Annotated in this window: 18 protein-coding genes; 10 read left to right on the forward strand and 8 right to left on the reverse strand. The window is 67.2% G+C overall.

Going from position 1 to position 24,111, the window contains the following annotated elements; translation table 11 throughout:
* The gene (gene dbpA / locus DB31_RS30600; protein ID WP_044193904.1) at nucleotides 1–1,386 is read right to left on the reverse strand and encodes an ATP-dependent RNA helicase DbpA; all 1,386 of its coding nucleotides are present in this window, start codon (nucleotides 1,384–1,386) and stop codon (nucleotides 1–3) included.
* Nucleotides 1,386–2,429 (reverse strand): LLM class flavin-dependent oxidoreductase, encoded by a 1,044-nt coding sequence (locus tag DB31_RS30605; RefSeq protein WP_044193906.1) that lies wholly within the window; start codon nucleotides 2,427–2,429, stop codon nucleotides 1,386–1,388. Before DB31_RS30605 ends, dbpA begins: the two co-directional genes overlap by 1 nt.
* 146 nt (nucleotides 2,430–2,575) lie before the next feature.
* Between DB31_RS30605 and DB31_RS30610 the strand changes: the two genes are divergently transcribed.
* The 6 genes from DB31_RS30610 (at nucleotide 2,576) to DB31_RS30635 (ending at nucleotide 12,420) form a co-directional block, all read left to right on the forward strand.
* The gene (locus DB31_RS30610; protein WP_044193908.1) at nucleotides 2,576–3,157 is read left to right on the forward strand and encodes a hypothetical protein; all 582 of its coding nucleotides are present in this window, start codon (nucleotides 2,576–2,578) and stop codon (nucleotides 3,155–3,157) included.
* 9 nt (nucleotides 3,158–3,166) lie between these two features.
* Nucleotides 3,167–5,998 carry a DEAD/DEAH box helicase gene (locus DB31_RS30615; RefSeq protein WP_240486965.1) on the forward strand — a complete coding sequence of 944 codons (2,832 nt, stop codon included), beginning with the start codon at nucleotides 3,167–3,169 and terminating at the stop codon, nucleotides 5,996–5,998.
* A 180-nt stretch (nucleotides 5,999–6,178) separates the two neighbouring features.
* Nucleotides 6,179–8,656, forward strand: a complete 2,478-nt coding sequence (gene ptsP / locus DB31_RS30620) for a phosphoenolpyruvate--protein phosphotransferase (protein ID WP_044193910.1) — start codon at nucleotides 6,179–6,181, stop codon at nucleotides 8,654–8,656.
* A gap of 16 nt (nucleotides 8,657–8,672) precedes the next feature.
* On the forward strand, nucleotides 8,673–9,617 hold the full coding sequence (gene pfkB / locus DB31_RS30625; RefSeq protein ID WP_044193913.1) for a 1-phosphofructokinase: 945 nt from the start codon (nucleotides 8,673–8,675) through the stop codon (nucleotides 9,615–9,617).
* 29 nt (nucleotides 9,618–9,646) lie between these two features.
* Complete coding sequence (locus DB31_RS30630) at nucleotides 9,647–11,482, forward strand: PTS fructose-like transporter subunit IIB (protein ID WP_044193915.1); 1,836 nt, start codon at nucleotides 9,647–9,649, stop codon at nucleotides 11,480–11,482.
* A gap of 119 nt (nucleotides 11,483–11,601) precedes the next feature.
* Nucleotides 11,602–12,420: a dioxygenase family protein gene (locus DB31_RS30635; protein ID WP_044194093.1), complete on the forward strand. Its 819-nt coding sequence runs from the start codon at nucleotides 11,602–11,604 to the stop codon at nucleotides 12,418–12,420.
* Between the two features lie 2 nt (nucleotides 12,421–12,422).
* Here DB31_RS30635 and DB31_RS30640 read toward each other — a convergent pair whose 3' ends face one another.
* Nucleotides 12,423–12,956, reverse strand: a complete 534-nt coding sequence (locus DB31_RS30640; protein ID WP_044193917.1) for a hypothetical protein — start codon at nucleotides 12,954–12,956, stop codon at nucleotides 12,423–12,425.
* Nucleotides 12,957–13,124: 168 nt separating this feature from the next.
* Here DB31_RS30640 and DB31_RS30645 point away from each other — a divergent pair, with 168 nt between their 5' ends.
* Nucleotides 13,125–14,219 (forward strand): acyl-CoA dehydrogenase family protein, encoded by a 1,095-nt coding sequence (locus DB31_RS30645; RefSeq protein WP_044193919.1) that lies wholly within the window; start codon nucleotides 13,125–13,127, stop codon nucleotides 14,217–14,219.
* Between the two features lie 15 nt (nucleotides 14,220–14,234).
* Here the strand turns inward: DB31_RS30645 and DB31_RS47085 are convergent, their stop codons facing one another.
* The 3 genes from DB31_RS47085 to DB31_RS30660 form a co-directional block, all read right to left on the reverse strand.
* The gene (locus DB31_RS47085) at nucleotides 14,235–15,893 is read right to left on the reverse strand and encodes a PAS domain-containing sensor histidine kinase (RefSeq protein ID WP_052420365.1); all 1,659 of its coding nucleotides are present in this window, start codon (nucleotides 15,891–15,893) and stop codon (nucleotides 14,235–14,237) included.
* A 71-nt stretch (nucleotides 15,894–15,964) separates the two neighbouring features.
* The gene (locus DB31_RS30655) at nucleotides 15,965–16,258 is read right to left on the reverse strand and encodes a hypothetical protein (protein WP_044193921.1); all 294 of its coding nucleotides are present in this window, start codon (nucleotides 16,256–16,258) and stop codon (nucleotides 15,965–15,967) included.
* 279 nt (nucleotides 16,259–16,537) lie between these two features.
* Entirely contained in the window at nucleotides 16,538–16,813 is a 276-nt protein-coding gene (locus DB31_RS30660) for a hypothetical protein (RefSeq protein ID WP_240486966.1), read from the reverse strand.
* Between the two features lie 392 nt (nucleotides 16,814–17,205).
* Between DB31_RS30660 and DB31_RS30665 the strand changes: the two genes are divergently transcribed.
* Together DB31_RS30665 and DB31_RS30670 are read left to right on the forward strand one after the other, a co-directional pair.
* Entirely contained in the window at nucleotides 17,206–18,003 is a 798-nt protein-coding gene (locus tag DB31_RS30665) for a hypothetical protein (protein ID WP_044193925.1), read from the forward strand.
* Between the two features lie 8 nt (nucleotides 18,004–18,011).
* Nucleotides 18,012–19,244 (forward strand): PKD domain-containing protein, encoded by a 1,233-nt coding sequence (locus tag DB31_RS30670; protein ID WP_157232246.1) that lies wholly within the window; start codon nucleotides 18,012–18,014, stop codon nucleotides 19,242–19,244.
* 29 nt (nucleotides 19,245–19,273) lie between these two features.
* On the opposite strand, the gene DB31_RS30675 is transcribed toward DB31_RS30670, so the two are convergent.
* Together DB31_RS30675 and DB31_RS30680 are read right to left on the reverse strand one after the other, a co-directional pair.
* A complete protein-coding gene (locus DB31_RS30675; protein WP_044193927.1) occupies nucleotides 19,274–21,202 on the reverse strand; it encodes a CocE/NonD family hydrolase in 1,929 nt (642 codons plus the stop codon).
* A gap of 27 nt (nucleotides 21,203–21,229) precedes the next feature.
* Nucleotides 21,230–23,110 (reverse strand): gamma-glutamyltransferase family protein, encoded by a 1,881-nt coding sequence (locus DB31_RS30680; protein ID WP_044193929.1) that lies wholly within the window; start codon nucleotides 23,108–23,110, stop codon nucleotides 21,230–21,232.
* Between the two features lie 133 nt (nucleotides 23,111–23,243).
* On the opposite strand from DB31_RS30680, the gene DB31_RS30685 reads away from it, so the two are divergent.
* Nucleotides 23,244–24,104, forward strand: a complete 861-nt coding sequence (locus DB31_RS30685) for a hypothetical protein (protein ID WP_044193931.1) — start codon at nucleotides 23,244–23,246, stop codon at nucleotides 24,102–24,104.
* Nucleotides 24,105–24,111: the final 7 nt, after the last annotated feature.

Consider the following 24,111-nt stretch of genomic DNA (forward strand, 5'->3'; position numbering starts at 1 on the left):
CTACGTTACGCGTTCAATTCGGAGCTTGCGTCCCTTGACGCGGCCCTCGCGAAGCCGCTGGAGCGCCATGCGCGCGGTGCGCTTGGAGACGGCCACGTAGGACAGGCGATCCTGGATCTCGATCTTGCCGACCTCGGAGGCGTTCAGCCCTCCGGCCTCTCCTGTCAGCGCGCCGAGGATGTCCCCCGGCCTCATCTTGTCCTTGCGCCCAGAGAAGATCAGGAGCGTCTCCCAGGCTGCTTCGAGTGAGGCTCCTCGGCCAGGCCCCTCCGGCGGCAGGTCCTCCAGGCCTCCGGGAGTCAGCTTCACACCGGTGGCTTGCTCGATGGCCTCGACCTTGCGCTCGTCTCGGGAAGTGACGAGGGAGATGGCAAGGCCCGTTCTCCCCGCCCGCCCGGTGCGGCCGATGCGGTGGACATAGGGCTCGGGCTGGAAGGGGAGATCGAAGTTGATGACCGCATCCAAGGCCTCGACGTCAATGCCGCGACCCGCGACATCCGTGGCGATGAGGATCCGGGTGCTGTGATTGCGGAACGTCGCCATGACCCGGTCTCGCTCGCTCTGCTCCAGGTCTCCCTGGAGCCCGTCCACGCTCACGCCAGACTCGCGGAGGACCTGCGTCAGCTCGACGACCGTCGCCTTGTGGTTGCAGAAGACGATACCGGAGGCCGGCTGGTACTTCCGCAGGATGCGCAGCAGGAGCGCTGGCTTCTCGTGGGGCTCGCACGTGTACCGGAGTTGCTGGATGTCGGGAGGCGCGGTGGCCTCCGCGACCGTCACGCGCGTGGGTTTCTTCTGGAAGGTGCGGCTCAGCGCCTCGATTTCCGGGGGAAACGTGGCAGAGAAGAGCACGGTCTGCCGCGCCGCAGGGGTAGCCCCGAGGATGCGCTCGATGTCCTCCCGGAAGCCCATGTCGAGCATCCGGTCGGCTTCATCGAGCACCACGGTGGCGAGCTGGCGTGTCTCGAGCGCCTCCCGGTCGAGGATGTCCAGGACGCGGCCCGGGGTGCCCACCGCGATGTGGGCCCCCTTCTCGAGCGCGTCCAGCTGCGGCCGGATGGGCTGGCCTCCCGCGAGAATGAGCACCTGGAGCCCGTGCAATCTCCGGCCGAGCCGGCGGATCTCTCCGGCCACTTGTGCGCAGAGCTCCCGAGTCGGGCAGAGCACGAGCGCGTGGACTCGCCGCTGCTGGAGCTGAACCTTCTGCAGGATCGGAAGGGCGAAGGCCGCCGTCTTCCCGCTGCCCGTCTGGGCTTGGCCGATGAGGTCACGCCCCTGGAGCAACACCGGAATGCTCTGGGCCTGGATGGGCGTGACGGCTTGGAACTCCAGCTCTTCGAGAACCTGAAGCAGCGGAGGGGAGAGTGAGAGTTCAGCGAAGGTCATCAAGGAGGCGAGGCGGGAGAGGAGGAAGGGGGCGCCGTGCTGAGGCCCTTGCGCGCGAGCTTGTCACGCGCGGCGGCGGCAATCTCGAACGAATGCAGGCGCGCCGTGTGGTCGAACATCTGCGAGGTCACCATGAGCTCGTCAGGCTGGGTGCGCGCGATGAAGACCTCCATCTGACGCTGAACGGTCTCCGGCGAGCCTAGGACAGTGCACGACAGTGCTTGATCGAGCATGGCACTCTCCATGGGCGTCAGCTGGCTCTCGAAGTCATCGACCGGTGGGGGCAGGGGCCCTGGCCGGCCACGCCGCAGGTTCGCGAACGCCTGCTGCAGCGAGGTGAACAGCCGGCGGGCCTCTTCATCGGTGTCGGCAGCGAAGACGTTGAGGCCCAGCATCACGTGGGGCTGTGCCAGCTGCTCCGAGGGCCGGAACCGGCTCCGGTAGAGCTCGATGGCCTGCATCATCTGGTCCGGCGCGAAGTGCGAGGCGAAGGCGTAAGGGAGGCCTAGCGCCGCGGCCAGCTGCGCTCCGAAGAGGCTGGAGCCCAGGATCCAGATGGGCACGTTCAAGCCCGCGCCCGGGACGGCCTGCACCCGCTGGCCGGGCTCGGCGGGGCGGAAGTAGCTCATGAGCTCGACGACGTCCTCCGGGAAGCTGTCGACGTCGCCCGCCAGGGTTCGCCGGAGCGCCCGGGACGTCACCGGGTCCGTTCCCGGCGCGCGCCCCAGCCCGAGATCGATGCGCCCCGGGAACAGCGCCGCCAGCGTGCCGAACTGCTCGGCGATGACCAGGGGCGCGTGGTTGGGCAACATGATGCCGCCCGCGCCGACGCGGATCGTCGAGGTGCCACCTGCCACGTGTCCAATCACCACCGAGGTCGCGGCGCTGGCCACGCCCGTCATGTTGTGGTGCTCGGCGAGCCAGTAGCGGCGATAGCCCCACCGCTCGGCATGCCGGGCGAGATCGAGCGTGTTGCGCAGCGCCTGCGAGGCGTCACTGCCTGCCACGATGGGCGAGAGGTCGAGGACCGAGAAGGGGACCATCACCGATATATAAGGACGTTCCCTCGGCGAGACCAACGTTCTGATGGTGGGCTGCATGCTCCTGTTCCGTTGACCGGTCGTCATCTGCCCGCCCGCCCCCTTGTTCGGCAACCGCGGGAGGGCCTCCCTGCTAAGGTGGCAGAAACATGGGCGTTCACGACTACCGATGCAGTGTGTGCGGTACCCCGGGCACCTATCACTGCGGTGAGAAGTCGGGCACCGAGTGCGAGCAGGAGGGGATCGGCGAGGATCAGGCCGTGCTGGACCTGTTCTTCTTCTCTGAGGAGGACGCGCCCGAGGAGGCCTCGGAGTTCGAGGAAGCCCGCTCCCGCGCCCTCCGCGTCGAGACCCGGCCCTTTGGCTACGACTGGGGAGATTGGGAGTTTGTGCCCAGCCTCAACTACCGGGAACTCCTCATGGACGATGACGATGCCACCGGCATCTGGGCCATTCGTCCGTTCGATGAGGACGTGAGCGATGGCACCCCCGTCGCCATCGAGATCGATCCCCAGGAGCGGGTATGGGTCGTGAACTACTGTCCTCCCTGCCACGCGTTGTTCGCGGAGCGAAAAACCCCCCAGGACGAACCCTGCCTCGAGTATCTGCGCACCATCGCCGAGCAGCTCGAGATGGAGTTTGATGACTCGCGCGGGAGCGCGGGAAAGGCGCCGTTCATCGCGGCTGTTCGTGAACGCGTCGCCCGCCGTCGCCCGTCTGCCACCAAGTGATGACTCCTCGTGCGTACACCGACTGATCGCTACCTTCCTCCCGATCACGAAGCCTTCATCTCCGCTGAGCCGCCGACAGGCCGGGTCATCGTCATCGCCCCCACGAGGGCCGCGTGCGAGACCATCGAGCTGGCCATTGGGCTCCGGCTGGAGACCTACCTCGAAAAGCACCATGGCGCGCGGGTGCGCGAGCTGGCGCGCTTAGGGAAGGGCTTTGGCATCGTGGCCGGCACCGGCACGGGCAAGACGCTCGCCATCCGTCCCATCGCCGAGGAGATTGTCGGCCGGGGAGCGCCCATCCCACTGCGGGTCGGCGTGGTGAATCGCGAGCGCGAGGCGACTCCCGAGACGCCCACCTGGAACGTCATCATCGTGACGACCGGCATCGCGCGGCGCTGGTTCCAGAACGGCGACATCCTGCCGCATGACACCCTCATCATCGACGAGATCCACCAGACCTCGGCGGAGCTGGAGCTCTGTCTCGCGCTCGGCAAGCGCGTGGGGTGCCGCTTCATCTGGCTCTCGGCCACCGTCGATCCCTCGCTCTATGCCCGCTATCTGAACAGCGCCGAAGTGCTCGAGGTCCAGGCCTTCGATCCGAAGAAAGTGGCCCGGGTCATGGTCGAGCACAAAGAGCCGCTCGCGTTCCTGGATGAGAAGTTCCTCCGCTCGGTGGAGCGGGAGGAGCGTGGCGTGGGCGTCTTCCTTCCCACCCGGGCCGCGGTGGAGCAGGCCGCCGCGCAGGTCCGCGACCACTGGCCGGGCATCCACGCCGCCTACTACCACGGCGGCGAGCCCATCCGCGCCATCCGGCCCTTCCTCGAAGGCACGGAAGAGCGGCCCTACCTGCTCGCCATGACCGCCGCTGGGCAGAGCGCGCTCAATGTGCAGGGGCTCGATACGGTGGTCATTGATGACACGCGCTTCGCCAACATCGTCGAGCGCGGCCGCAACGTGCTCACGCGCGTCCACCTCGGGAGCAATGAGATCCTCCAGATGGCCGGACGCGTGCACGGGCGCGTGGAGGGAGGCCGCGTCTTCATCCTGAGCGATCGTCACATCCACTTCGCTTCGCTCCGTCCCACGGTGCCCGAGTTCCAGCTCGCGGGGGACTCGGAGCGCGTGGCGCTCACCGCGGCGGCCCTGGGTGTGCGGGCGGATGAGCTGGACCTGCCCGTGTCGCTCGATCGCATCGCCTACCGGCGTGCGCTGCAGAAACTGCAGGCTCGCGGCATCGTCGACGCTCAGGGGAAGCTCTCGGATTATGGCCGCGCGGTCGAGGCGCTCCCGGTGGAGCGGACGTGGGCGGAGCTGATCGTCAACGGCGAGGATGGACTGATGCCCTTCCTGGCCGTGTGCAGCTCCATCGAATCGCTCCACCGCATGACGCGCGAGGAGCGCGACCTGGATGGGGTGCTGGTCCCCGGCAGCGATCACCTCACCGCCTACAACCTCTACGCCGAGGCCTACCGAGAGGCGGGCTACGTGGGCGAGGTCTACGGCCTCCCGCGCCACCTGTTCCACGCGGAGAAGATGGAGCGCTGGGCCGAGCGGCGCGGTGTGCTGGTGAAGGCCGTGGAGGATGCGGCGCTGGCGATGGCGAGCATCTACCGGAGCGTGGGGATCGATCTGCCTTCGCGCATGCCCTTCGCGGGCGAGCGGGTGTACCTACGCTTCGTCGATCTGCTTGCGCGCTTCATGCCCTTCGATCTCGTCATCGATGAGGAGACGTCGTGGAGAGAAGAGGCGCGCGTCTCGAAGACGAGCGTGTGCGGCAGCCACGGCGCGATTGCGGGGGCGCTCCGCTTCTTCGCGGACCGCCACGGTTCTACGCATGCGGCCATCGAGGGCACGCAGATCCCCATGGAGGTGCTGTGGAAGTACGCGCACCGCAGTGAGCCGGAGCTCGCGTATGACCCTCGGCGCTGGGCGCTCGTGCGCGAGTGGCGAGTGGAGCACTCGGGTTTCGAGCTGGAGCATGAAGTCCAGGTGCTCCGTGCGTGGGAGCCCGAAATGGGGGCGCGGGCCCGGCACGTGCTCGCCCAGGCGGTGGCGCGCGGGGAGTCCAAGCATCCCGCCGTGCGCCGCAACCAGCGTGCCATCGGTGAGGTTCGCGAGCTGTGGCTTCGCTCGGGCGGACGCACGGCGAAGCTGGGAGAGCATGAGCTGACGGCGCTCTATGAAGCTCAGCTCGAAGGGGTGACCACGATGGACGAGTTCCAGGCGCGCCCGCTGGAACTTGAGCTGGACACGCTGGTGCCTCCCGAGACCCGGGAGAAGCTCCTCTCGCTGCCGAGCGTCGTCCTCGTTCGCGATCGCGAGGTCGAGCTGGCGTACGAGGTGGAGCAGGACGAGGCGAGGAATCCCTTTGGGGTGGTGCGGCTCGTGCTGCCGGAGAAGCTCGCGCGCTCGCTCGTGGAGGAAGAGCTGCCAGTGCTCGACCGGCCCTTGCGCTTCATGGTGAACCGGGGCCGGCGCGGCAACCTGCGCGCGAACACGCTGCTTGAGCTGCAAGAGCTGCTCGACATGCCCTGGATGCCCGAGGAGGTGGAGGCGGCCCAGGATGACCGCCGCAGAGGCGGAGGCGGCCGTCCGGAGATGAGGCCTGGGCGGGAGTCCCGTGAGGTGGGGCTCTCGCCTCGGCAGCCAGGGCGGCACGGTCCAGGAAAGTCCAGAGACGAGGGTGAGCGGCGGGAGGGACGCCGGTCTGGAGGAGGCGGGAGCCGGCCAGGCGGGGGTAGACGCGGCGCGGCAGGAGGAGGCCGGGGACGGGGCGGCCCATCGGAGCGAGGCGGACGCGGAGGGAAAGGACGAGGAGGAACGCGGCGCCCAAAGCGCTGAGGGTGCTTTCCACAATCCCGGCAGTGTCGCGTTGAAGCCGCCCCATGGCCTCCCTGTGTCGTGAAGGCGACGGCCAGGGCCCCCCCGTGGCTCGTTCTGTCCGGTAGCGCCGCCGCCTGTGGTGTACAGGCTCGCCATCGCTGCCGTTGGACAGCAACTCACCTCGGGAGAGGAAGGGACATGCTGGAGCTTGGCCCGGAAGACATCCGCCTATGCAGTTCCGCGAAGGACCGGGACGAAGCCCTCACCCTCGTGGGTCAGGCCATGGTCGAGAGCGGCTTCGTCGAGCCCGCCTATCTCGACGCCATGCGCGGCCGGGAGAAGCTGAGCAGCACCTTCCTGGGCAATGGCATCGCCATTCCTCACGGGCTCCCCGAGGCCCGTGGCCAGGTGCTTCGCACGGGCATCGTGGTGGTGCAGTTTCCCCAGGGAGTTCCTTGGGGCGACAAGGGCCCTGTCCATCTCGCCGTCGGCATTGCCGCGAAGTCAGACGAGCATGTCCAGGTGCTCGCCAACCTGACGGGAGTACTGGGCGAGCCCGCCATTGCCGCGAAGCTCGCGGTCACGCGCGATCGCGAGGAGATTGCGGACTACCTCAATGGCAAGAAGGCCGTCACCGTCACTCTCGAGGCGGTGTCCATTCGCGGGTCCACGATCACCGTGGTGGCTCCCTCGCCGCATGGCTTGCATGCCCGCCCCGCCACGCTGCTGGCCGAGACCGCCAAGCGCTTCAAGTCCGAGTTGGCCATCCGCGTGGGAGACAAGACGGCCAATGCCAAGAGCATCGTGTCCCTGCTGCACCTGGGCGCGAGCGGCGGGACCGAGCTGACGGTCTCCGCGGACGGTCCGGATGCCGCCGAAGCCCTGGCTGCCATCGCCCAGGCCTTCGCGCATGGATTGGGAGAGGGCAAGGCCGAGCCCGCCGCAGTCCCTGCTCAGGCCCCCGTTCCGTCGCGGCCAGTCGTGGCTTATGGCGGCCGGGTGGTGGCAGGAGTCTCGGCCTCGCCGGGCATCGCCACCGGGCCTGTCTGGCACTTCAAGCGCGAGCGCCTGGTGGTGCACCCGCACGCTCCAGATCCCGAACTCCAACGCGATCGGCTCGCCCAGGCGCTGGCGGGAGCAACGGCGGAGCTGAACAACCTCTATCAGGAGTTCTGGAAGAAGGCGGGTACGGCCAAGGCCGACATCTTCAAGGCCCACCTCGAGCTGCTCGATGACCCCGAGATGGTCTCAGAGGCTCAGCGCCGCATCGGCACCGGCGAGAGCGCGGGCTGGGCCTGGCGCGAGACCTACGAGGAGCGCGCCGTCACCTTGAGCAAGCTCGCGGACTCGCTGCTGGCGGCCCGTGCAGGGGATCTGCGTGACGTGGGCCGGCGCGTGCTGCGCTTCCTGGCTGATGAAGTCGAAGGCGAGACGTCGCTGCCCAGTCATCCGGTGATCATCCTCGCCGAGGATCTGGCTCCCTCGGACACGGCCCGGTTGGATCCGCGTGAGGTGTTGGGCCTTTGCACTGCGGCTGGTGGCGCCACTTCGCACACGGCCATCATCGCTCGCTCGCTGGATCTTCCGGCTGTGGTCGCGGCCGGGCCGTCGGTGCTCGATCTCCAGAACGGACAAGAGTGCATCCTCGATGGCGACAACGGCGTCCTCGTCGCCGAGCCGCTCCAGTCCGACCGGGACATGGCCGGCGAGCGCAAGCGCGAGTCGCTCCTCCGGCGCGAGGAAGAGCGGCGCAGCTGCTACCAGCCCGCGATCACCACGGACGGTGTCCGGATCGAGGTCGTGGCCAACATCGCCAAGCCCTCGGAGGCAGAGACGGCCATCAATAGTGGCGCCGAGGGCATCGGCCTGATGCGCACGGAGTTCCTGTTCCTCGAGCGTGACACCCCTCCGAGCGAGGAAGAGCAGGTCGCTGCCTACGAGACCATCCTTCGGGCCATGAACGGGCTGCCGGTCATCCTGCGCACGCTGGACATCGGCGGAGACAAGGAGGTGCCGTACCTCTCCATGCCAGCCGAGAAGAATCCGTTCCTCGGGGTGCGCGGCCTTCGGCTGTGTCTGCAGCGCCAGGATCTGTTCCGCACGCAGTTGCGAGCCATTTTCCGGGCCTCGCGGCTCGGGCCAGTGCGGTTGATGTTCCCCATGGTCACCATGCTGAGCGAGCTGGTTCAGGCCAAGGCCATCGCGGAGGAGGTCCGCCGCGAGGTCGGCGCCAAGCCGCAGGAGGTGGGCATCATGATCGAGGTGCCCGCAGCCGTGGTCCTGGCCGATCAGCTCGCCACCGAGGTGGATTTCTTCTCCATCGGTACCAATGACCTGACGCAGTACGTGCTGGCCATGGATCGGATGCATCCTGTCCTGGCGCCGCAGGCGGATGGACTCCACCCGGCCGTGCTGCGCATGGTCCAGCAGACGGTGCAGGCCGCCCGGCGCGCGGGCATCTGGGTGGGCGCCTGTGGCGGCATCGCGGGAGATCCGGCGGGAGCGATGATGCTGGCGGGCCTCGGCGTCGTCGAGCTCAGTGTCAGCATCCCCAGCATCGCGGCCATCAAGGCGCGCATGCGGGGGCTCGCCATGAACCGGCTGCAGGAACTGGCTCGGAAAGCACTCGATTGCCGGAGCGCCGCGGAAGTCCGAGCCCTGGCCGCCGGAGGCTGAGAGAGGAGGCACTTCGATGCAGGCTGAAGGAGTGGCGACGGTGACGCTCAACGCCGCGCTCGATCATTCGCTGGAGTGCCCCGGCTTTCGCGCGGGAGCGGTCAACCGTGTCATCTCGCACTGGGTGGATCCCGGAGGCAAGGGCATCAACGTGGCAGCCTTCTTGGCCGGCTGGGTGCGCCCCGTCACTGCGGCGGGTTTTCTCGGGCGCGACAACGTCCAGCCCTTCGAGGCGCTCTTCCGCGCCAAGGGCATCGAGGATCGGTGCCGCCGCGTGGCCGGTGAGACGCGCGTGAACCTCAAGGTCCTGGATCCGGCGGGGAATCAGGTCACCGACATCAACCTGCCGGGCGTGAAGGTGGGTGAGGAGGACTGGGCGACGCTCAAGCAGGACCTGGAGTCTCTGGCCGGGACAAGGCGCTGGTTTGTCCTCTCGGGCAGTCTCCCCGCAGGCCTGCCTGAGGACGCCTATGCCGAGTTGGTTTGCCTGCTGCGCCGCAAGGGAGGCCTCGTGGCGCTCGACGCCAGTGGCCCTTCCATGCGGCTGGGCGTGGCGGAGGGGCCAGACCTCATCAAGCCCAACATCCATGAGCTCGAGGAGCTGCTGGGGCGAAAGCTGCCGAAGCGCGAGGACGTGCTGGCCGCCGCGCGAGGGTTGGTGGCCCAAGGCATCGGCCGGGTTGTCGTCTCGATGGGCGCTGACGGTGCGCTGTTGGTTGAGCGGGGCAGGGCGCTGTTCGCCAAGCCGCCTCCCGTCGAGGTGGTGAGCACGGTGGGAGCGGGCGACGCCATGTTGTCGGGAGTGCTCGCGAGTCTGGCCGGGGGAGGGGACTTGGAGGAGTGCGCCCGGCGGGGCACGGCCTTCGCGGTAGGCACCCTGACGCGGCACGGGCCGGTCCTGCCACCTCGCGCGGAGGTGGAGACGCTCATGGCGCGAGTGAAAGTGGAAGAGGTCGGCTGAACGCGTCGTTAGGAGAAGGAGAAGCTTCGATGGCCAAGCTCGTCGCGGTCACCGCCTGTCCCACCGGCATTGCCCATACGCTCATGGCCGCCGAGGCCCTGAGGAAAGTCGCCACGACGCGCGGCCACTCGATCGAGGTCGAGACTCAGGGCTCGGAGGGTGTGAAGGCACCGCTGTCGGAGCGCGCCCTGGCCGAGGCAGATGCGGTCATCATCGCCGCCGACATCCAGGTCGACACCGGCCGGTTCGCGGGCAAGCCCATCCACCGCACCTCGACCGCTGTGGCCATCCGCGAGACCGATGCCGTCATCGCCGCCGCGCTGGAAGCGGCCCGTGTCGCTGCGGCTGGAGGCTCCGCCCTGGCCCCCGGCGCGTCACTGGCTGCCACCCCACCGGTCTCCACTCCCGTGGTCGTGACACCCACGGCGGCTACCTCGGGAGCTCCGGCGCGGCGCGGGAAGCTGGTGGCCATCACCGCGTGTCCCACCGGCATCGCCCACACTTTCATGGCTGCCGAAGCCTTGAAGAAGGCGGCTGCGGATGCGGGCTACGACATCAAGGTGGAGACGCAGGGCTCGGTGGGCGCGAAGAACACGCTGACGGACGAGGAGATCGCCGAGGCCGAGGCCGTCATCATCGGCGCTGACACGCACGTGACGCTGGAGCGCTTCACCGGCAAGCGCCTGCTGCGGACCTCGGTCGGTGATGCGCTGAAGCGGCCCAAGGCGGTGATCGCCGAGGCCCTGGCCCTGCCCATGCCGCAAGGAGGCCCCGCGCTCTCCGAGCAGGTCGCCGCCGCCAAGACCGTGCGCAAGGGCCAGGAGACCGGTCCCTACAAGCACCTGCTGACAGGCGTGTCCTTCATGCTGCCCATGGTGGTCGCGGGCGGCCTCCTCATTGCGCTCTCGTTCGTCTTTGGGATCCAGGCCGCGCAAGAGAAGGGCTCGCTCGCCGAGGCTCTGATGCAGAGTGGCCAGGCCGCCTTCGCGCTGATGGTCCCTGTGCTGGCCGGCTATGTCGCCTTCTCCATCGCGGATCGGCCGGGCCTGACTCCGGGGCTCGTGGGCGGGATGCTGGCGGTGCAGCTCAAGGCGGGTTTCCTGGGCGGCATCCTCGCGGGCTTTCTGGCCGGCTACCTCGCCCGGTGGCTGCGGGACTTCATCAAGCTGCCGCGGAACCTCGAGGGACTGAAGCCCGTCCTCATCCTCCCGCTCCTGTCCACGCTCGTGGTGGGGCTGGTGATGATCTACGTCATCGGCACGCCGGTGGCCTTCCTCATGGACGCGCTGACGAACTTCCTCCAGGGACTGAGCGGCGCCAACGCGGTGCTCCTGGGTGCGCTGCTGGGCGGGATGATGGCGCTGGACATGGGCGGGCCGCTCAACAAGGCCGCCTACGCGTTCTCCGTCGGGCTGCTGGCCAGCAACACCTATACCCCCATGGCGGCGGTGATGGCGGCCGGCATGACGCCTCCGCTGGGGCTGGCGCTGGCGACGCGGCTGGCCCCCAAGCGCTTCACCCTGCAAGAGCGCGAGGCGGGCGGGGCTGCGGCTGTGCTCGGACTGGCCTTCATCACCGAGGGGGCTATTCCCTTCGCCGCCAAGGATCCGCTTCGCGTCATCCCGTGCCTGGTGCTCGGCTCGGCCGTGGCGGGGAGCCTCTCCATGGTGTTCTCGGTGAACCTGCGCGCGCCCCATGGAGGGATCTTCGTGTTGGCCATCCCCGGAGCCGTCACGCCGCTGCTGCCGTTCGGGCTCGCCATCCTCGCGGGCACGGTGGTCACGGCCCTGGCCATCATGGCTCTCAAGCGAACCGTGCCCGGAGAGGAGCCCAGCGTGGGTGTCGCGGGCAAGCTGCCTGCCTGAGGAACTGCCGAGCCTCATTCATATTTCGTCATCCGCGAGTCATGCCTGCTTAAGACCTGTCACCGAGGCTGACGCCATGGCCTGACAGCGAGGAGCTGGCGCTGGGCATGGAGGACTGCGTGAAGCACGACGAAAAGAAGCCTGTGGGGTTGTTGTTGCCTCGGCGGACGTTGATCCGGGGCGTGGGGATTGCGTTGGCCATGGCGCCATTCGCGCAGCTGCTCGCGTGTGGTGGTGGCACGGACGATGGCAGTGGCACGGATGATGGTGGTGGCAAGGGCAACGGAACCTGGGCCACGGGCGGCACCGCCGCGATGTCAGGCAACTATCCGGACCCGTTCGCCTCGGGCATTGGGAGCGCCTGTACCGTCTACAAGGCCGCCACGCTGGGGCCCTGCTACGCAGCCACCGTGGATCGCAAGGACATCAGCGAGGCGCAGCCGGGCCTTCCCGTGCGGCTGGCCTTCTTGATCGTCAACCCGTCCTGCCAGCCGGTGCCGGGAGCGACCGTCGACGTGTGGCACACCAACCCAGCAGGCCTGTACTCGGGCAGCGACGCGTCCAACATGTGCACCAACGGCAATGCCGCGGCGCGCGCCTCGCGCTGGTTCCGAGGCATCCGCGCGACGGACGCCAATGGGCGTGTCGACTTCGACACCTGCTTCCCGGGTTGGTACAGCAGCCGCACCATCCATATCCACTTCACGGTTCGCGTGGGCGGGACGGAGTACCTCACCTCGCAGCTGTTCTTCGAAGACGCGCTCAACAACGAGATCATCTCGACGCAGACGCTCTACAGCTCGCGTGGCGCCAAGGACACCACCAACGTGAACGACAACGTGCTGCGCCAGAGCGGGCTGACCGACTACTACTTCCAGACGCAGAAGATGGACGACGGAGCGCTGCTGGCCTGGAAGACGATCGTCGTCCACGCCTGAGTTCAGCGCGGCGCCTGCTCCTGCCTGCGTCCCAGGAGCACGAAGGCGATCAGTCCGAGCAGCAGCGGTAGCCCTGCTCCGCCCGCTGCTGCACAGCCCCAGCCCAGCGGCGATTCCTTGTCGCCGCCCTGGCCGTCACCGGTGCCACCATCCGGTGGCTCACTCGGGCCGCCATCTGGATTGACGGCGCCACCGTCCGGTTCGCCCTCACCGGCGTCAGGGCTACCCGGGCCGCCATCCGGTTCGCCCGTACCGCCGTCGGGCTCGACCACTCCACCGTCCGGGAGCGTGACCACCACACCGCTGGATTGAGCACCCTGGGTGAGGCCCACTGGGTTCGAGGCTCGGACGGTGACGAGGTATTTCTGGCCGACCCGCAGGTTCAGCCCCGTGGCCGTGGAGCGCATGGGCGTGTCCGTGGGAGCAAAATCCCGGATCGCCGTCGCATTCTCCGGGGTTCCGATGGCCCACTCATAGCCCGTGGTGATGGGCGCCAGTTGGTAGGTGAACTCGGTCCAGGTCGCGAAGAGTAACACGTGCGCCCCCTGGCACCACCGTCCCCAAAACGCACTTCGCCGTCCCAGAAACGGACACGCCTGCTCGACACGGAGCGGCCCTTTGGCCGGTAGGATGGGAGGCTCTCCAGCCATCGGCGTTCGGGGCGCACGGTGGGTGAAAGTCTCTCTCTGCAGGCAGGTACAGCGATGACGGAAGCAGAACTTCTCAAAGAGGCGGAGCGGCTCCAGGCGCTCTTGGCTGAGCACGCCACCCGGCACGATCGGGACACCACCTTCCCCGAAGAGGGGAGGGAGGCCATGGTCCGCTCCCCGCTCAATACGATGCTTCAGGACGGGTCATCCTGGCTGACCTTCGGGCGGGTGATCAGCCTCTTGGCGCAAGGAGATGCCTCCTTTGCCACGGCCTGGCTGATGCACCAGGGAGCTGCCGAGGTCCTGCGGTTTCTGGGGGAGCCCTCGCAGGTGGCCCACTTCGATGCGGAGTTCCGCCGCGGCGCTTGGTTCGGCAACGCGCTGGGCGAGCCGACCAGTGGCAACCAGTTCCTCATGCCGCAGCAGCAGGCCCGCAAGGGGGAGGGAGGTTGGCGCCTTACGGGAGCCAAGCGCTTCGTCTCCGGCGGCGAGCACGCGAAGTACCTGATTACCAGCGCGCTGTGTGAGGGACAGCCTCGCTTCTTCCTCATCGACAAGAATGCCTCCATCCGGGTCGAAGAGATTTGGGATCCGATGGGCATGCGGGCCACACGCAGCCAGCTCCTGCACTTCCAGGACACGCTGCTGCCGGAGTCCCGGGAGCTGAAGATCGATCCCACCGCGCCCAATGCCATCTCGGGGGGGCTGTCGTGGATCTCCATTGGAATTGCCGAGGCGGCCATGCGCTTCGCGATCGGCTACGCGAAGGAGCGCCGGCTGCCTCCAGAGAACAAGCCGCTCGCGGAGATGCAGTGGATTCAGTTCGCCATCGCGGACATGAGCATCCGCCTGGAGGCGGCGCGATCGCTGGCCATGCGCTCGGCCACTGCCTCGGACCAGCGTGCCCCGGACTTCCCCGTGCTGCAGATGCAGGCCAAGGTGGTGGCCAACGAGGCGGCGGTGGCCATCACCACAGCGGCGCTGGAGATCGCCGGAGGCTCGGGCTACCTGCGCAGCCGCCCCGTGGAGCGCTACGTGCGCGATGCCATGAGCGGGCCGGTGATGGCGTGGTCCGCGCCCGTCATCCGCGACTTCCTGGGCAAGGCGCTGCTGGGGTTGATGGGGCCCATGGGCCCGCCGCCGGGCTGAGGCCGGGCGCGCACCTTAGATCTCGGCGACGGGCAGGTAGACCCTGAAGGTGGTGCCCTGCCCAAGGGTGCTGTCCACCTCGATGCGGCCGTGGTGGCGGGAGATGATGCTCTGGCTGACGGAGAGGCCCAGGCCGGTGCCCTGGCCTCGAGGCTTGGTGGTGAAGAAGGGCGTGAAGAGCTTGGCGCGCGTCTCCGGCTCCATACCCTTGCCCGTGTCCGAGATGCTCACCACCACCTCGTTGCCCTCGTGCCGCGTACGGATGCGGATGACACCCTGCTTCTCGATGGACTGGGCCGCGTTCACGAGCAGGTTGGTGAAGACCTGGGCCAGCTGGTTCGGGTGGCAGAGCAGCATCGGCAGCTCTCCGAAGTCCCGTTCCACCGTGCACTTGTATTTGAGCTCGTTCCACACCACGCGCAGCGTGGACTCCAGCTCCGTGTTCAGCTGGGCCAACTGAAGCTCGCCCGAGTCCTCCCGCGCGAACATGCGCAGGCTCTGGACGATCTCCTTGATGCGCCGCGCGCCCTCCAGGGACTCCTCGATGACGACGGGCAGATCCTCGAGGATGTCGCCCACGTTCGTGCTCTTCCACTGCTCCTTCTGCTGCTCCAGCAGCGGGGTGATCGTGGAGACGTACTGGGCAAGCGTGGCCAGGTTGCTCAGCACGTAGCCCACCGGGCTGCTGATCTCATGCGCCACGCCGGCCGCCATTTGCCCTAGGGAGGCCAGCTTCTCCGCCTGGATGAGCTGTACCTGCCGCTCCTCCAGCTCCCGCGTCGTCTGGAGCAGTGTCTCGGTACGGCTCTGCACCAGCTCCTCCAGGTGATCGCGGTGGCGCCGCAGCTCCTCCTCCTGCTGGTGCAGCCGCTCCTCGGCCAGCTTCCGCTCGGTGATGTTCCGGATGATGCAGACCGCCTCGTCCGGCGCACTGCGGATGATGCGCGACTCGTAGTGCTGGAGCCGGCCACCCACCGGCAGCTGGTACTCGAAGACCTCCAAGGTGCCCTGGTCGATGGCTCGCTCCAGATGCAGGACGATCTTGTTGATGAGCGATGGCTCCATCGGCAGCTGCCGGATGTTGGTGCCGATGAGGGACTGGGGGGAGATGACCAGCTCGTCAGGCTTGTTGACGATGAAGTCCAGGTAGGTGCCGTCCCGGTGCTGCCGGAAGATGAGATCCGGCAGGGCGCTGAGCAGGGCGCGCATCCGCTCTTCGTTGCGCTTGCTGGCGGTGATCTCCACGTTGGTTCCCACCACGCGCACCGGATGGCCCTGCTCATCCCGAGCGATCACGCGGGCGCGGCTGAGCTGCCAGCTCCACTGGCCATCTTTGCGCCGCAGGCGCACCTCCCGCTCGAAGCGCGGGGTGTGGCCCGCCAGATGGGCATCCATGCCCTCCCTGAGCGCGGGTCGATCGTCCGGGTGGAGCAGCTCCATCAGGTCTTGCAGCCTCGAGCCCAGCTCTCCCTCGGCATAGCCCAGCGTCGTCCGCCAGCGGCTGGTGACGAGCAGCTCATCGGTGGGGCAGTTCCAGATCCAGATGCACTCGTCCAGCGTCTCCAGGGCGAGCATCAGGCTCGTCAGGTTCGTCTCGAGGGCACGCCTCGGCGCATGGGGGCGCTCGGCCTGTTCACGGGCCAGGGACTCCGGTTTGAAGGAGGCAGTGGACATGGGGCGGGATCAAGGCTCTACCTAACTGTAGCCCGCACCGCACGCAGCCCAATCCCTGCTTCCAGCGAATCTCAGCAGGGCAGTTCCATCGACAACGTTCGGCCGGCCTCGAACTCGGGGGCCTGCCGCAGCCGCTCCAGCACTCGCTCATGGCAGCGCAGCGTGACCATGGGCAGGGAGCCGGGCTCGCTCATCCACTTCACCTGGCCCATCAGCTGCTGGGCTTGAAGATAGCGCACCAGCGAATCCCGGAACTGGAGACTTTCCCGGCAACCGGCCTGGTGGAGCGCGCGTCGATCCCGCTGCGGAGAAGGACGGTACGGCGTCTCCTCTTCCCGGGGCATGACGATCGCCTCAATCCACATGCGGAACACCCTCCGGCCTGCTGACGCAGCGAAAGTAGCAAGGGTCGTCGTGGATGCACGGGGCAGGGCTTGTTTTCAGGCGCCGAATGGTTGCGTCCGAACGCCAGGAGGGAACAAAACCCGAGGGGTCTGCAGATCCGGAAAAGCCAGGAAGATTCAGGACTTGAGGCGTAACCCCTTGTCGCCATTGGGGTTCGCGAAGAAGAGACCGAAACGGGATCTCAGCCGTTCAACAAATGGGAGCGGTGCCCGCGGGGGCTGACTGCGGGTCCGCTCCGCTCAGGACTGCAGCTCGAGCGACAGGGACTGACCGGCCTCGAACTCAGGAACCTTGCGCAGGCGCTCCAACACCTGCTGGTGGCAGCGGAGCGTGACCATGGGAAGCGAGCCGGGCTCGCTCACCCACTTCACGGCGTGCATCAGCTGGTTCGCCTGCAAGTAGTTCAACACGGTCGTGCGAAACTCCAGGCTCTCCTCGCGGCCGGCCTGGTAGACGGCGCGGCGGTCGCGCCGAGGCGCGGGGCGGTACGGCCGGGAGTCATTCTCACGGGGCATGATAATCGCCTCGATCCACATAGCTGCACCCTCCCGCTTCGCACCAGAGCACCGGTTATGGAGATCATCGTACGGCCGTGCCCTGTAGTTGCGTCCAGATGCAAAACGACAGGGAGTGCTAAATCCTGAAAACTTTGCGTAGCCCCTCGTAACTCCGCGCAAAGACACGGGTTTTCTGCTGTAAAAAGGCCAGTTGATGCACTGAGTCAGGGCTTCCACTCCGCAAGGATTACAGAGCTTGGGGGAATTCCTTTCTTCCGCGAGTGGAATTTCCGAGCGACGGAACGTGTGGGAGCGGGCCGGCAACGGCAGACCCTCCAGGTTCGATAATTGGGCTAGGTTCTCGCGCCTTGAGAAAGCGCGAGGCCGCTCTCAGCTTCTGGAGGAACCGAATGCAGCGCTTGGCCAGAACCCTCTTCGTGTCGCTGGGCTTGCTCCTGGCGCTGCCGTCCGTGGCCCGCGCCGATGGGCTGGGCACGATCTCCTATGGAGACAACTGCTGGGGCTCGGGAGCGGATGCGGACCGTGACGGGCTGAACGACGACTGCGAGTACCAGTTGGCGTACTGGTTCATGCCGAAGCTGTGGTTCGACAGTGGCGAGAGCGGTTTCGACCGGCGGCCGTACTACTCGGTGAAGAACCTGAGCTTCTCCACGCGCACGGTGCAGATCTTCTACCTGGACACGTTCTACGACGACACGGGCGTCACCACCGGGCACGACGGCGATCCCGAGTTCCAGCTGTTCGAGCTGCACTACTCGGCGGGCCGCTGGTACCTGGACTGGGCTTATCTGTCCGCGCACCGCAAGAGCAGTTGTGACTCGTCGGCGTGGTACCAGTACAACCAGCTCGAGTACGACACGAGCGACACGCGCAACGGGTACCGCGGGTGGCCCACGCTCTACGTCGCCGAGGACAAGCACGCCACGTACAACAACCTGAGCACCTGCGACGCGGGCTGCTTGCTCCAGGACTACTGCAGCCGCACCACCGTGCAGTTCCTCGACACGACAGACAGGCTCGTCTCGCGCAACGTGGGCTCGAGGACGGTGCAGCTCATCAACTCGGTGGTCCTCAACGGGAAGACGGAGCGCATCCTCGATGATGCGCCGTTCAAGGGCTGGGATGATCAGTGGTATCGGCCCAACTCGGAAGGGTACGGCCGGCACCTGATCGACTTCGGGTTCTAGAGGCTCGCGTGCGGCGGCGCTGGGGGCTCGTGGCTGCTGCGGCGGTGGTGGTGCTCGCTGGGGTGCTGTGGAGACGGAGAGAAGGGGAGGCTCCGAGTCCAGCTCCCCGCGTCGTGGTGGAGGCTCCTCCGCAGGTGGCTCCGCCTCCGCCGCCTTCTGCTCCGAGCCTGCCTCCTGTGGCCGCGAAGTCTGCTCCCATCGTAGGGGTGCAGGCTCGAGAGGTGCTGGCCACGGCCCTTCATGAGGAGTTGGTGCCCGTAGTCTCCAGCACCGTGGTGGAGGCCATCGATCGGGATCGTTCGTGGGTCTGCGCGGGCGAGCCCATGGGCCTGTCTGCGCGGCTCGGTGGGGTGTCCGAGCCGGGCTCAGTGCATCGGTGGGTTTGGTTGACGCGGGACGGGAACGCGGAACTGCATCCCGGGCGGACGGTGCAGTGGGCGGCCCCCGCCGAGCCTGGGAAGTACGCCGTGTACTTCCAGGTCTGCAAGGATCTCGGAGGGCGGCGCGTGGGGCTGCTGGCCGAGCGGGTGGTCGAGATCGATGTGCGCTCATGCGCTCCGAGTGAACGCCAGGACGCTGAGCCCCTGCGCTTGATCGTCACTCAGCGCCGGCAGTCGGCTTTTCTGTTCCAGACCATCTCACCGGGAAGTGAGCGGGCCGCTGCATACACGTGGGACTTTGGTGACGGCGCGACCGCGCAGACTGTCGAGCCTCAGGCCGAGCACTCCTATTCAGTGGAGGGGCTCGGAACGAATGAGACCCGGAGCTTCACGGTCCGAGTCATGGCGCGTTCACCACGAGGCGTGCCGCTGGTGGCGACGGCGTTCGTGGTCACCCGTGGGGCGCCGCCCAGCGAGGGTCCTCGTCCCGCCGAGCTTGAGGTCTCTCGCTGGAGCGAGCAGCCGGATGGGGGTCGGCGCAGCAACGTCGTGGTGAAGGACGTGGCCACCGACATCACCTGGGACCGCTTGGAGCGGGTCACCCGGTACTGGGATGGTGGCGTGGACATCGACACGCGGAAGTGGAGTGAGGTGGTCCGCGTGGAAGAGGGACTCGAACGAGGTGGATTCCGTGGATACGTCCTCGTGAGCCCCGCCGAGGCGGCTCCTGGCACCAAGCAGATCCTCGACACCCTCTATGGTTACGACTCGACGGGCCAGGAGGTGGTGTTCTCCTGGAGCCCGTACAAGAGCGAGGCGCCGCTCACGCCTCCCTCTGGAGAGGAGCCGCCCAGGAAGTAGAGACCTCCGGTGAGCGGCTGCCTCGGGGGTTACTCGTCAGCCGCGGGCAGGACGTTGACCTGGACGAAGCTGGGATTCGAGGTGGAGCGGTACACGCGGTGCGTGGCCTTGATGAAGTCGCTCTCCTTGGCCTCGAAGATGTTGGGCACGAAGGTCTGCGGGTTGCGATCGATGAACGGGAACCAAGAGGACTGGACCTGGATCATCACCCGGTGGCCACGCTGGAAGGTGTGGAAGACGTCGTTGATGGTGAAGTGGACGCGGGTGGGCTCTCCTGGCTTGAAGGGCTTGGGCTCGGAGTAGCTGTCGCGGAAGCGGCCGCGGAAGGGCTCGCCGCGAACGAGGGTCTGCTGGCTGCCGTGGTTCTTCTTGCCGCTCTCGTCATCGGCGCGAGACCAGCCGGGCATCTTGCCGGGGTTGACGTCGATGAGCTTGACCACCCAGTCGGCATCGGTGCCCGAGGTGGAGACCCACAGGTCCGCCTCGATGGGCCCTGCCAAGGTGAGATCCTTCTCGAGCGGCTCGGTCTGATAGACGAGCACATCAGGCCGGCGCGAGGCGAAGCGCTGATCCTCCGCCATGTAGTCCTTGGCCCAGAATGGGGTGATCTCGGCCGTGTAGGGGACCGGGCGGTGGGGATCGCTGATGAACTCGTCGAAGAGAGCCGAGCCGGAGCCACTGGGCGCCGAGAAGGAGAGGACCTCCTGAGGCTGGAAGTAGAGGCGGGTAGGGCGCACGTTCTTCGGCGGCCAGGTGTCGAAGCGGCGCCAGCGGTTGGCTCCCGTCTCGAAGACCATGGCGTCCGACAGGTCCGGCTTCTCTCCTCCCTTGAGGTGGTGCTTGAAGAAGGACAGGGCCAGCGCTTTGTACGCCTCGCTCGTGGCATAGCCGAAGTCGGCGTCACCCAGCGAAGAGCCCGCGCTGCGGATCCAGCCATTGTGCGACCAGGGGCCCATCATCAGGCTGTTGGAGATGCCCGGGTTCTGCTTCTCGATCGCGCTGTACGTGTGCAGCGGGCCGTAGAGGTCCTCGGTGTCGTACCAGCCACCCACGGTGAGCACCGCCGCCTTGATGTTGCGCAGGTGCGGCAGGATGTTCCGCGACTGCCAGAAGGCGTCGTAGTTGGGGTGCGCAACGATGTCGTTCCAGAAGGCGATGCCGCCCTTGAAGTGGCGCGCGTTGGCGTTGCTCAGCGGGCCCAGCTCCATGAAGAACTGGTAGGCGTCCGGCGTGCCGTGCTCGAAGCGGTCCCAGTCCCGGGTTGCCGTGGGCTGGGGGCGGGCCTTGCCGAAGCTCGCGAAGAAGTTGAAGGCCAGCACCAGGTTGAAGGCGCCGTGCCGGTGCATGTCATCCCAGAACCAGTCCGCGATCGGTGCCTGCGGAGAGATGGCCTTGAGCGCCGGGTGCGAATCGATGGCTCCCGCCGACGTGTAGAACCCGGGATAGGACCCGCCCCACATGCCCACCTTGCCGTTGTTGCCGGGCACGTTCTTCACCATCCACTCAATCGAATCGTACGTGTCCGTGCTCTCGTCGATGTCCTTCGCTCCACGCTTCGTGGACTGGTGCGGACGCATGTTGACGAACTCGCCCTCGGACAGGTGCGTCCCGCGCACGTCCTGGAACGCGAAGATGAAGCTTTCCTTCTCGAAGGCCTCGCCGTGCCCGATCGCCTCCTTGTACCGCTCCGCTCCGTAGGGTCCGGACGAGTAGGGCGTCCGCATCAGGATGATGGGGTAGCGCTTCGTGGCGCTCGCGTCATTCGGGACGTAGACGGCCGTGAACAGCCGCACGCCGTCCCTCACTGGGATGAGGTACTCGAACTTCGTGTAGTGCGAGCGGATGTACTCGGCGCGCTCGTTCTTCTCCGGCGCAGCGGGTGGCTTCGGCTGCGCCCTTGCGGAGCCCGCGAAGGTGAGCAGCGCCAGGATCATCAAGCTGTGGAATGCGTGACGCATGGACTCTCCAAGAAAAGGGAAAGAGGTCTACCAGGCAATGCCGTAGTCGTCGCCGTGGTTGCTGGCTCCGCCCCAGAGCGTGCCGTGCGGGTGGTCGAAGTAGATCGCTTGGATTGGGCCCGAGGTGCGCGCCTCGAAGGTCATCTCATAGCCCATGCGCTTCAGCTCGGAGCGCACCCAGGGCGGCACCTGCTCTTGCAGCACCAGCTTGCCCGGCTTCGGGGTGTGATCTCCGAACGAGTTGCGCATCTGGAAGCTCGTGATGTTGGCCGCCTCGGCTGATTCCTGCACCGTCATGCCGAACTCCACCACATTCAGGAAGAACTGGAGCAGGTTCTGCTCCTGGCTGTCCCCTCCCTGCACCGAGAACGAGAGGAACGGCTTGCCGTTCTTCAGCGCCAGGCTCGGCGTCAGCGTGGCCCGCGGCCGCTTGCCCGGCTCCAGCACGTTGAACGGGTTCTCTGCCGGATCCATCACGAAGCTCTGCATGCGCTGGCTCAGCCCCACCCCCGTGCGCCCCGCGATGACGGCCGGGATCCACCCACCGCTCGGCGTCACTGACACCACCCAGCCCTTCTCGTCCGCCGCCTGGATGGCCGTAGTCCCTGCGTAGAAGGTGCGCTCGAAGTCCTCGATGCTCGTCTGCTGCGAGCCCGCCGCTGGCTTCTCGGGAGCGGGCGGCTTGGGCGGCCACTGCTGCAGCAGCTGCAAGTACGGGTTCTTCTCGCCCTGGAACGGGTACGGATCGCCCGGCTTCACGTTCGGGTCGTTCTTCTCCCAGTTGATGAGCTTCGCGCGGGACTTCGCGTACTCCTTCGAGAGCAAACCCCGGAGCGGCTCGGCCGGTGGGAAGTACGGATCTCCGTAGTAGAAGTCGCGATCCGCGAACGCCAGGTTCATCGCCTGGTACAGCGTGTGGATGTACCGCGCGCTGTTGTAGCCCATGGCCTTCAGGTCCTGCGTCTCCAGGATGTTCAGCGCCTGGAGCAGCACCGGGCCCTGCACCCACGAGGTGAGCTTGTAGACCTCGATGCCCTTGTAGGCCGTCTTTACGGGCTCCTCGAGCTGCACCTTCCAGCGCGCCAGATCCTCTAGCGTGATGAGTCCTCCCTCTTCCTGCACTCCGCGCACGAGCTCCTGCGCGATGTCCCCCCGGTAGAACCGATCGTAGGCCGCCAGGATGGCCTGCTTGCGATCCTTGCCCTGCGCGAGCGCTTGCTGCTCCGCCTCCACCAGCTTCTTCAGCGTGGCCGCCAGATCCTTCTGAACGAACACCTCGCCCGGCTGAGGGCCCTCGCGGGCCTCGCCCAGGTGCGGGAGCAGCACCTCGCGCGAGTAGCGCCACTGCTTCAGCTTCTCCTTGTGCCGCTCGATGTCCCGGACCCCCCCGGCCTCCATGGGGTAGCCCTCGTCCGCCATCTGCAGCGCGGGCCCGAGCACCTCGCGCAGCGACAGCGTCCCGTACTCCGCCAGCATCACCATCAAGCCGCCGGGCGTGCCCGGGGTGACAGCGGCCAGCGGGCCGTACTCGGGCGGGTAGCGCATGCCCTTCTTCTGGAAGAACTCCACCGTCGCACCCGTGGGCGCCACTCCGAGCGCGTTGATCCCGATCACCTTGCGCGTGCGCGGGTCGTAGATGAGGGCCTGCGTCTCTCCACCCCAGCCCAACGTGTCCCACATGGTGCTGGTGGCGGCGAGCATCGCGCAGGCGGCGTCTACCGCGTTGCCACCCTTCTGGAACATCATCGCGCCCGCCGTGGCCGCGAGCGGCTTGCCTGTGATGGCCACCCAGTGCTTGCCGTGGAGGACCGGCCTGGCTGTCTGTTGAGCGTGGAGGCGAGGCGGCGCGAGCACTACCGCGAGGATCAGGCCGCACAGGGCCCGCTGGAGCATCCCGGCTGTGTTCATGGCTTCTCCCGAGAGAGGGGGGGAGACTAGCCTTCCGCCGGGGAGCAGGGGACACTTCTGAGTGCATGCCTTCACGCCGGGTGCGGGATGGCCCTACGGCTGGCGTCGCTGCGACTGAATGAGGAGTGGAATCATGCCTTCTGCCCGTGCCGTGCTCTGTGGGGTGCTTGCCCTCGGGGTCGCCCTGACTGCCATTCCCGCAGAGGCTCGCTTCGGTAAGCGCTCCTCGGATGATTCCTCGGACGACAAGAAGGTCCACAACGCCACCGCCGTGGGCGAGGACGATGATGATGACGACGATGACGACGATGACTCGGGCTCCAGCAGCTCCGGTGGCTCCAGCTCATACTCCTCGTCAGCGGACGTGGGCGCCGTGATTGACCTCTTCGCGCTCATCTTCACCGTCGGCACCCACCGCGCGCCCCTCGCGGCTGAGATCGGGCCAGATGGCACAGTGCAGGAGCAGCGTCACGCGGCTCCGCTGTCCCTGCGCTCCGGACTCCAGGGCGGACCGATGAGCGGTGGCGCCGCAGTGGATCTCTTCCTCGGCCTGGAGGGTCACCGGTTCGGCGTGTCCGGCATGTTGACCGGGCTGGAGCTGCCCACGGATGACGGGACCGCTGGTACGGATACCATCACCCTGGTCATGGCCCACCTCACCTGGTCGTTCATCGCCGAGGAGCGGATCCGGCTGCGCGGCGAGGCGGGCGTGAGCACCGCCAATGCCCCGGATATCTCCTTCGTGGGTTTGGGCCTCGCGGGCTCGGTCGAGGCCTGCGTGGTGGGGCCGCTCGATGTGGAGGCGAGGCTCGCGCTCACCCCGTTCCCTCACCGGGTGGTGGATGCGAGCGCCGCCTTGGCTTTGCACCTGGGCGCGTTGGTGATTCGAGGCGGCTACCGGGGGCTGGTGCTGGATGACGCGGGCCTCGTGGATGGCATCGTCCACCGGGACGTGCTCGGCGGTCCCTACTTCGGGCTGGGACTGACCTTCTGAGCGGTGG

Origin of the sequence: Hyalangium minutum, assembly GCF_000737315.1 — a bacterium.
Classification (GTDB): Bacteria; Myxococcota; Myxococcia; order Myxococcales; family Myxococcaceae; genus Hyalangium; species Hyalangium minutum.

What these genes read in the sequence shown, in the direction of transcription:
- DB31_RS30655 (WP_044193921.1), bottom strand. Translation starts at nt 16,258, where the DNA reads ATGTGGATTGAGGCGATCGTCATGCCCCGGGAAGAGGAGACGCCGTAC.
- pfkB (WP_044193913.1), top strand. Translation starts at nt 8,673, where the DNA reads ATGCAGGCTGAAGGAGTGGCGACGGTGACGCTCAACGCCGCGCTCGAT.
- DB31_RS30645 (WP_044193919.1), top strand. Translation starts at nt 13,125, where the DNA reads ATGACGGAAGCAGAACTTCTCAAAGAGGCGGAGCGGCTCCAGGCGCTC.
- DB31_RS30610 (WP_044193908.1), top strand. Translation starts at nt 2,576, where the DNA reads ATGGGCGTTCACGACTACCGATGCAGTGTGTGCGGTACCCCGGGCACC.
- DB31_RS30685 (WP_044193931.1), top strand. Translation starts at nt 23,244, where the DNA reads ATGCCTTCTGCCCGTGCCGTGCTCTGTGGGGTGCTTGCCCTCGGGGTC.
- DB31_RS30630 (WP_044193915.1), top strand. Translation starts at nt 9,647, where the DNA reads ATGGCCAAGCTCGTCGCGGTCACCGCCTGTCCCACCGGCATTGCCCAT.
- DB31_RS30665 (WP_044193925.1), top strand. Translation starts at nt 17,206, where the DNA reads ATGCAGCGCTTGGCCAGAACCCTCTTCGTGTCGCTGGGCTTGCTCCTG.
- DB31_RS47085 (WP_052420365.1), bottom strand. Translation starts at nt 15,893, where the DNA reads ATGTCCACTGCCTCCTTCAAACCGGAGTCCCTGGCCCGTGAACAGGCC.
- DB31_RS30660 (WP_240486966.1), bottom strand. Translation starts at nt 16,813, where the DNA reads ATGCCCCGTGAGAATGACTCCCGGCCGTACCGCCCCGCGCCTCGGCGC.
- DB31_RS30675 (WP_044193927.1), bottom strand. Translation starts at nt 21,202, where the DNA reads ATGCGTCACGCATTCCACAGCTTGATGATCCTGGCGCTGCTCACCTTC.
- ptsP (WP_044193910.1), top strand. Translation starts at nt 6,179, where the DNA reads ATGCTGGAGCTTGGCCCGGAAGACATCCGCCTATGCAGTTCCGCGAAG.
- DB31_RS30680 (WP_044193929.1), bottom strand. Translation starts at nt 23,110, where the DNA reads ATGAACACAGCCGGGATGCTCCAGCGGGCCCTGTGCGGCCTGATCCTC.
- DB31_RS30605 (WP_044193906.1), bottom strand. Translation starts at nt 2,429, where the DNA reads ATGGTCCCCTTCTCGGTCCTCGACCTCTCGCCCATCGTGGCAGGCAGT.
- dbpA (WP_044193904.1), bottom strand. Translation starts at nt 1,386, where the DNA reads ATGACCTTCGCTGAACTCTCACTCTCCCCTCCGCTGCTTCAGGTTCTC.